General features: G+C 40.2%; 5 protein-coding genes. 2 read left to right on the top strand and 3 right to left on the bottom strand.

Annotated features, from left to right (window positions below; genetic code table 11):
• The first annotated feature begins 57 nt into the window (after positions 1 to 57).
• Complete coding sequence (locus AC2SLP_RS11785; protein WP_486535535.1) at positions 58 to 1,272, top strand: IS256 family transposase; 1,215 nt, start codon at positions 58 to 60, stop codon at positions 1,270 to 1,272.
• A 250-nt stretch (positions 1,273 to 1,522) separates the two neighbouring features.
• On the opposite strand, the gene AC2SLP_RS11780 is transcribed toward AC2SLP_RS11785, so the two are convergent.
• On the bottom strand, positions 1,523 to 5,524 hold the full coding sequence (locus AC2SLP_RS11780; protein ID WP_486536829.1) for an AAA family ATPase: 4,002 nt from the start codon (positions 5,522 to 5,524) through the stop codon (positions 1,523 to 1,525).
• A gap of 445 nt (positions 5,525 to 5,969) precedes the next feature.
• Between AC2SLP_RS11780 and AC2SLP_RS11775 the strand changes: the two genes are divergently transcribed.
• The gene (locus AC2SLP_RS11775; protein WP_486536828.1) at positions 5,970 to 6,125 is read left to right on the top strand and encodes a hypothetical protein; all 156 of its coding nucleotides are present in this window, start codon (positions 5,970 to 5,972) and stop codon (positions 6,123 to 6,125) included.
• A gap of 211 nt (positions 6,126 to 6,336) precedes the next feature.
• On the opposite strand, the gene AC2SLP_RS11770 is transcribed toward AC2SLP_RS11775, so the two are convergent.
• Positions 6,337 to 6,978 (bottom strand): hypothetical protein, encoded by a 642-nt coding sequence (locus AC2SLP_RS11770; RefSeq protein ID WP_486536827.1) that lies wholly within the window; start codon positions 6,976 to 6,978, stop codon positions 6,337 to 6,339.
• Between the two features lie 113 nt (positions 6,979 to 7,091).
• Positions 7,092 to 8,167 (bottom strand): IS3 family transposase gene (locus tag AC2SLP_RS11765; RefSeq protein ID WP_486535053.1). Its coding sequence is split into 2 segments (ribosomal slippage): positions 7,092 to 7,921 and positions 7,921 to 8,167, totalling 1,077 coding nucleotides; the frame shifts between segments, so codons are not numbered across the junction.
• Positions 8,168 to 8,238: the final 71 nt, after the last annotated feature.

Genomic DNA, 8,238 nt, shown 5'->3' with positions numbered 1-8,238 from the left:
GAGACTTTCCCAAACTTTGTGTAACTGCTTATAATCCATAGTAAAGGAGAATAAGCAATGACAAAACAAACAGAACTAAAAAAACTAGCCGAACAAATGGCCAAACACGTTGGCAGCTTTGAAGACATCAAAGCATTTCAAAAAGAGCTCATGCAGTCATTTATTGACACTGCATTAGAAGCCGAGATGGAAGAGCATCTAGGCTATCCTAAGCATGAAAAGGCGGATACCCCAAACAAGCGCAACGGTCACACCAAAAAGACAGTGCGCAGTGACACAGGTGAGATTGAAGTATCTACACCCAGAGACCGTGAAGGAAGCTTTGATCCTGTATTGGTTGCAAAGCATCAAACTCGTATCACTGGGCTCGATGATAAAATCATCATGTTTTACGCCAAAGGCCAGACAACCACTGAGATTGTTGAGAGTATCAAAGATATCTATGACGTTGATATCTCAACCAGTCTCGTATCAAGGGTTACTGACAACATCATAGATGACATCACAGCATGGCAGAATCGTCCACTAAGTAGCTTATATCCTATCGTATATTTAGACTGCATTGTCGTTAAAGTACGTCAAGACAAGCAAATCATTAATAAAGCCATCTATCTGGCCTTAGGCGTCAATCTTGAGGGCAAAAAGGAGCTACTGGGTATGTGGCTATCGGAGAATGAAGGCGCTAAGTTCTGGCTAGGTATTCTCACTGAACTACAAAACCGTGGGGTTCAAGATATTCTTATTGCCTGTGTGGATGGTTTAAAAGGCTTTAGCGAGGCAATTAATACGGTATATCCAAACACACAGGTTCAGCTATGTATTGTGCATATGGTACGTTACTCTATGAAGTTTGTACCATGGAAAGATAGAAAAAAAGTAGCGGCTGGTTTAAAGGCGGTTTATGGTGCTGATACGCTTGAGCTGGCAGAGGCTAGCCTTGAGCAGTTTAATGAGATCTGGGGCGATAAATACCCGCATGTGGTTACCTCTTGGCGCAATAATTGGGAGGGCTTAACCGTGTTCTTTGATTACCCGAAAGACATTAGAAAAGCCATTTATACGACCAATGCTATCGAGTCATTAAATAGCGTGATTCGTACCGCTGTGAATAAGCGTAAGATATTCCCATCTGATCAAGCGGCGTTAAAGGTTGTTTATCTAGCGACTCAGCAGGCGTCTAAAAAGTGGTCGATGCCCATCCGTAACTGGACGTCTGCTCTTAATCGATTTATGATTATGTTCGATGAGCGTGTTAGTAAGCATTTAATCTAAATTGCAGTTACACAGAATTCAGGATGGGCTCGAGGCGATATACTTATAATCTATTACATTATCTACAAATATTTCTGATAAAGCGTACCATATCTCTTCTTTCATAATAGGTAACACTCCCAATCTTAAAAAACTAAATATTTATAAACCAATAAATAGAACAATCCCATATTGAACTTTTAAATCCTAGTACAGTTTCATTACTCAATTACTGCTTAAATTAATCTTTTCAACAATATATTTATTAACCCTAACCCGCAATTCTATAACACCCCGCCCCACTAATCACACTACACCCACCCGATACCTTCTCAACCTTGATTTGGGTCAATATTCGCTCTTTTAAACTCTGTACATGCGAGATAACACCGATTAACTTACCCTCGGCTTGCAGGTTGGTTAAGGTATCAAGCGCAATATCAAGCGAGTCTTCATCAAGCGTACCAAACCCTTCATCCAAAAATAAGGAGTCCACACTGATATTTTGACTTGCCATTTTGGACAATCCAAGCGCCAATGCCAAACTAATAATAAACCCTTCACCGCCCGATAAATTCTTGGTACTTCGAACCTCACCACCTTGATAGTCATCAATGACGTTTAGCTCTAATGGATTTTCTTCATCACGAGTCAGCAGGTAACGGTCACTCATCTTTTTAAGCTGGGTATTGGCGTTACTAACCATGATTTGAAAGGTTAAACCCTGTGCAAAGGTGCGGAACTTTTTACCATCTGCCGAGCCGATAAGCTCACGTAAATTGCGCCAAACCGCAAATGCCTGTTGTTGAGCTTTGATCGCCTCAAGTTGTGTTTGTTGATTGGCTTTATTGGCATCATTGTCTTTAAGCTTTTGTTCAAGCGCACCAATTTGTTTGTTAAGCTCTGATATCTCACCCTCTATTGCTGATAGTTCAGATGTAAGCGTCATCTTATCAGTTGCATTGCTTTCAGCGCTTTCTCCAACCTCAACTAATGGATTCGCCAGTTTCTCTGCCAATTGCTGTTTAGTATCTTGAAGCTTATGTTGAGCAATTTTTAAATCACTGTCTATTTGAAGTTGTTGTCTGGCTAACGCCTCACGAGTCTCACGCTCCAACATGGCGTCTTTAAACTCACTTTTATCAGCAAAATTATTGTCTGTTAATAGTGATTTGAATAATGCCTGTTGCTGATTAAGACTACCGCTTGTCTCTTTTATAGCAATCTCTAATTTATCAATCTGCTCCTTGAGTTGCTTAATCTCTTGCTGATAACGGTGATAACGCTCACGAGTTTGTGACAGCTTCTCTTTAGCCGTATCAACCGCCACTCGCAATCGGTTTTCTTCAACATCCATATCTTTGTCTTGATACAGCGTTTGTCTCTTTTCTTGCAAACAGGCTAAAGACTCATCTAAATCTTTGATTGCACCATCTATAGTATTTAGCTCCTTTGCAACGTCACTAAGCTGACCCGCAACGCCGTTAATTCGCGTATCATAATTACTAATCTCACTACTAAGCGACTGGCTAAGTTCACGATGCTGATGGTAGGTTTGTTGTAAGTCTCGCATCCATTTGCAATACTCACGTAAAGCTTGCAGGTACTGCTCACAGTCACTCTCAGTCAATACCTGTTTATTCGTAATAGAATCTGTTAACTCCTTCAAGTCCGTATCAAGCGTCGCCCATCTATCCTTATCATCCTGTTTATAAGAGTCAACCAAATCTGCGATAACACGAATTAAGCGTTCAATTTCTACAAAATTAGACTCAATATAATCCTCGTCATTACTAATTTGTTGCATGACCAACTTAATATCCGTATTAAGTGTATTTATTTCCTGATTTGCCGACTGGGTAGCATCCTTTAACGCTTTGACCTCAAGCTCACTCTGGCTAATATCCTGAATTAACCTATCGTTATCATCCAGTAGCGTATTCAACGCATTCTTTTGCGACGCTAAATCCTGCAATACAATTTGAATCAATTTAGATAAATCATCAGCAGTCGTCATGACAGTTTGAAAACCATCATATGAAACCTTGTCATCGTTCAACTCAACACTATCGACTAAAGTATCTGGCGACGCTTTCAACTGCGAGATTAACGCCTGATTGTCAAATATTTTAATGAGGGCAGGGGAAAGGTCAGCCACATTTTGGGTAAAAGTAGTCACTAAAGATTTATTGTCACTCATTAACTCTGTTATTTGAGTGATTTGCTCATGTAACTGTTTATGATAACCACTTAACTCATTTCGAGTAGTACCAAGACCAATCTTATCGTCGGCAATTTGCTTCTCAACACTCTTAATGATACTGGATAACTCTGCCAAACGAGATTTAACCTTGACTATCGGTGTTTGTTTATCGGCATCAACTTGAGACTCATTCGTACTATTTATTAATAGAGGATGATTACCATCATAAGGATGTTCCAGCGAGCCACACAGCGGGCAAGGCTTATCGTCCTCCAATTTAACAATTAAATCCTCAAGCTTAACCACCTGTAGCAATAACGCCAAATTCTCTTGCTTATCGTTAAACTCAGTATTAAGGCGATGTAACGTATCCTCATTATCCTTAATGCTCTGCTCAAACCTATCAATACGACGCTGTCTATCAGGTAGCAACCCTTGTATCTGTTCAGCCTGCACAGCCAATTGATGTACCTGCCCAAACTGCGCCATAATCTCATTAAGCTGATGGCGACTCTGCTCAATATCATTTTGCTGATGGCGTACGCTTTGCAATGTTTGACCTTGCATTAGCTTGTCTTGACGTAGATTTAGCGTCGCTAATAGTTGCTTTTTTTGCTCAATCTTATCGCTCGCTTGCTGTTGACTGTGCTCAAGCTTAGTCAACTTATCACGCAACTTCGCCAAACTCTTGATAGCATCTTGCCTCTGTGCCTCCTTACCCGCATTATTATGTAACGCTGTTTTAACTTGCGTCCCAAGCTGATGCAACGACTCAATATCACTCGCCAGCGCCTCATGATGCGAGCGTGTGGCTAAATATGCCTTAGTCTTATCAAGCCTATCTTGTAACTGTGACTGCTCTTGCTTAGAGGTCGTCAGCGACTCTGTTAACTTAGTACTACTTACCTTAAGCGCATCACCTCGACTCCGTTGGTCATGCAACCGCTCTTTAGTGTGCGTAATCTGCTCATCAAGCTGGCGAGTCTCACCAATCAGCGGTTGAGCGTGTTCAAACTCACTAACTGCTGTCTGCTCATCTAACTCAGTTTTCTGTAAATCCTGCTGACTCTGCTCAAAACTAGCCTTAACGGCTTGCAACTGTATGACACTATCTTCCTTATCCGCCGTAAACTCTGCAAGCTGCTTGCGATAAGTCTGCAATTGATTAAAGTCATTACCAATCTCAAGCGCTTTATTTGCCTTATCTAAACGCTCTGCATCAGCACTAAAATCCGACTTCGCTTGCTCGGCATCGCTAACCTCCTGCTGATACTGACTTTGCTTAGCCTGCAAATCCGCAACCGCATCCAGCCAGTTAATTTGTGCCTCAAACCCTGCTTTCTTGGCTTTCTTGACTCCCAGCTCAGCATTTAAAGTGTCAATCGTCTCTGTGTGCTCTGCCTCGGTATCGGCATCTAATAGCGACAAACTATTTGCCACCGCTTGCATCCGCTCCAATTCTTCTTTCTCGATACGGTACTTCTCATGCACATTTTTAGAGATATCGGCATAAATCTCCGTGCCCGTAATCTTCTCTAAAATATCAGCACGTTCATCAGCTTTCGCCTTCAAAAATGCCGAAAAACTCCCCTGTGCCAACAAAATAGAGCGGGTAAACTGGGAAAAGTCCATCGACGTCAGCTCAATAATCTTTTGCTTGGTGCGAGACAACTTCTCCTCTAAAATCTCATCGCCCTTATCAGGGTCATCGCTTACCTGACTCAATTCGTGAGTGGCATCCTGTAAATTTCCATCGAACTTGCCATATGCTCGGCGCTGACCCCAACGGCATCGGTACTGAGCTCCGTTCAACTCAATCACCACTTCGGCAAAACATTCGCCCGTCTGCCGTGTCATCACCTCATTGCTACTTTTGCTAATGCTATTAATCCGTGGCGTCTCTCCGTATAAAGCCAAACATATCGCATCTAAAATCGTGGTCTTACCCGCACCCGTCTGCCCCGTAATGGCAAAAATCCCTTCATTCACAAACGCCGAATCGCTAAAATCGATATGCCATTCACCCTTCAAGGAATTTAAATTTTTAAGTCGTAGTTCGATTAGACGCATGATGGGGTCTTAGAATTGATATTAGAAAAAGAAGTTATAAGGTGATTTTAAAGGAAATAGTGATAGGTAGCTAATCTCGCTTTTCGCTACTATCTGCACGTTTGAGTGAGGCGAGTGGCTAAGGTTTGCCGAGTCGCCTGCTTCGCGCGCCACACCAATACCAAGCTGAGGAGGGATAAAGCAAAGCACTGCTTTGCCCCGACGCAAGAGAAAATCTGCGATTTTCTGAAAGACTCACTCACCCGTACAGTATATCCGCTACAATCGAGGCTAAACCGCACCTTCGATGCTACGTTAGCGTCTTAAATAGATAGATAACTATCTAAATAATAATAAATATTTGAATATAAATGACTAAATTGTTCAAATTTTGAACAAAAACTATTTTTTCGAGGCTGATTCATTTAATGGATTGAATTAATCTTAATGCCGTAGGTAAGGGAGTTTGCAAAACTATACCTACAATAAAATGATTTTAAATTCGTCAAATGGAGCAGTAACTATTAATATTTATTTTAACAGTGGACAAGGTGCAGGATTCCCAAGTACAACTGGTAGACCTTCGGGCGGCGGGCGTGATAATAATCCACCTCGTAAATAAATTTAAAAAATTAACTTAATAGCAAAAGGATAATTATTATGATAAGTAAAAATACGACTAAATCAAACCACCAAACTGATATTTCAAATAATAATAAGGGAACTCCAGGTACGAACAAAACTTACGATAAAAACCAGGGCAATCGGGGTAAGCAACTTAACCCTAATCAAAAATAAGTCATAGTAATAACATATAATTTAGAGTAATTAAATCAAGCGATGCCCTCAATGGGTGTGGCTTGTTTTTTTAAGAAATTAGACCACTCGATTCGATTATCTTTAATTGAAGAATCCAGTTTTAATTCATAAAAATTAGTAATGGACTGCCATAAATCATAATATTCTAAATAGAATACGCAATTTTGGTTTTTTTTATTTAGTTTATTTTTTTTATCAGCTTCGATATAAATGAGTTGAAAGTATGCATAAACAAACCATATCATACCTTCGAAACTTGGGGGAAGTGCTCCAAGATCATTTATGTTCTCGGTTTTAATATAATATACAAATGACTTTTGCCAGTTGTTTAATGTTTCATTAGGTTCGTCTTCAGGGTGCTTGAAGAAACCTAACAACCAGTACAAATCATCAAGGCTAACCCATTTACCCTCTTTCTTACGCTTGATGAAGTCATTTAGCTTACCTTCAGGATCCTCCGTATTCCAATCAATCTTACTATCTATTCCATATGTACTTTTAGGCATTTCCTTTCTAGTTTGCCAATAACCAACAGTTTGTAATAGTTCTAAAAGTGAACGAGAAGGTATAGTAAAAGGAGTATTACTTTTCTTTATTGGAATATATTCACTTTGCTCTAAATTGTATTCACATTTGCAAGAATCCAATTTATGCATAAATAACCATCCAAAACTTATAGGCTTTATAAGCTTAGAATAACAATAAAAATGAATACAAGCATCAAGATGTGTAAATACCCCATCTTTAACACAACATCATCGTAGAATCGTTAAGCCACCTGTCTGTACTGGGCAGGTGTCATATCATCAAGTGAATCATGGGGTCTTTGGGTGTTATAAACCTCAATCCAATCTTCAGTCAGTTGATTGACCTCGTTTAAATTGTTGAAAAGGTAACAATCTAAAACCTCATTGCGATAACTGCGATTAAACCGTTCAATATAAGCATTCTGATAAGGACAACCAGGTTCGATATAGTCAATGTAAATACCGTGAGCCGATGCCCAATCAGTGAATACGTGTGAGGTAAACTCACTACCATTATCCACACGAATTTGCTTAGGGTAACCATGCCACTCGGCTAGCTGATCAAGGTAGCGAATCACTCGAAGTGAGGGGATGCTGGTACCAATATCAATGCCTAATACTTCACGGTTATAATCATCAATCACATTAAAGGTTCGAAAGCGAATATTGTTATGTAGCTTATTGCTCATAAAGTCCATAGACCAAGTATGCCCTAATGCACTTGGCACACTTAGCGGCTGAGGATTGCGTGCTGGCAGTCGCCTTTTAGTCTTACGGCGTAGGTTTAAGTTTAACGCTTTGTAAACACGATGTACGCGCTTGTGATTCCATGAATAGCCAAGTGCTCGCATACGCTTAAAGCACTTTGGAAAACCCCAGCGATTATGCTTGTCAGTAAGCTCATTTAAGACATCAATAATCTCACTGTCATCAGATAGTTTAGGCTTGTAGTAATAAGCAGTTCGACTCATGCAGACCACCTGACAGCTAACCACAATACTAACACCATACTGCGCCTGCAGTTCTTGTGCCCAGACTTTACGTTCATGGACAGGCGCTATAGCTTTTTTATGATTTCTTCCTGCATTTGTGATTTGAGGCTTAAATCAGCATACATCTGTTTAAGCCTACGGTTTTCTTCTTCTAGTTCTTTTAGTCGCTTGACGTCAGAGGCTTCCATACCTCCGTATTTAGACTTCCACTTGTAGTAGGTTGAACTAGCAATACCGTATTTACGGCACAGCTCTTTGGCAGGTATTCCAGCTTCTGCTTCTTTTAAGATTGATACTATTTGGGTTTCAGTCATTCGTTTGCTCATGTTAAAACTCCTTATGGGTATTTTATAAGAAATTCTACGTTTGAGCTGTGTTATTTTAGGGGATAGTTACA

It is taken from the genome of Psychrobacter sp. CX21, from assembly GCF_057396255.1.
Note: the sequence above shows the minus strand (reverse complement) of the source record. Positions and strands in the feature narration are given on the sequence as shown.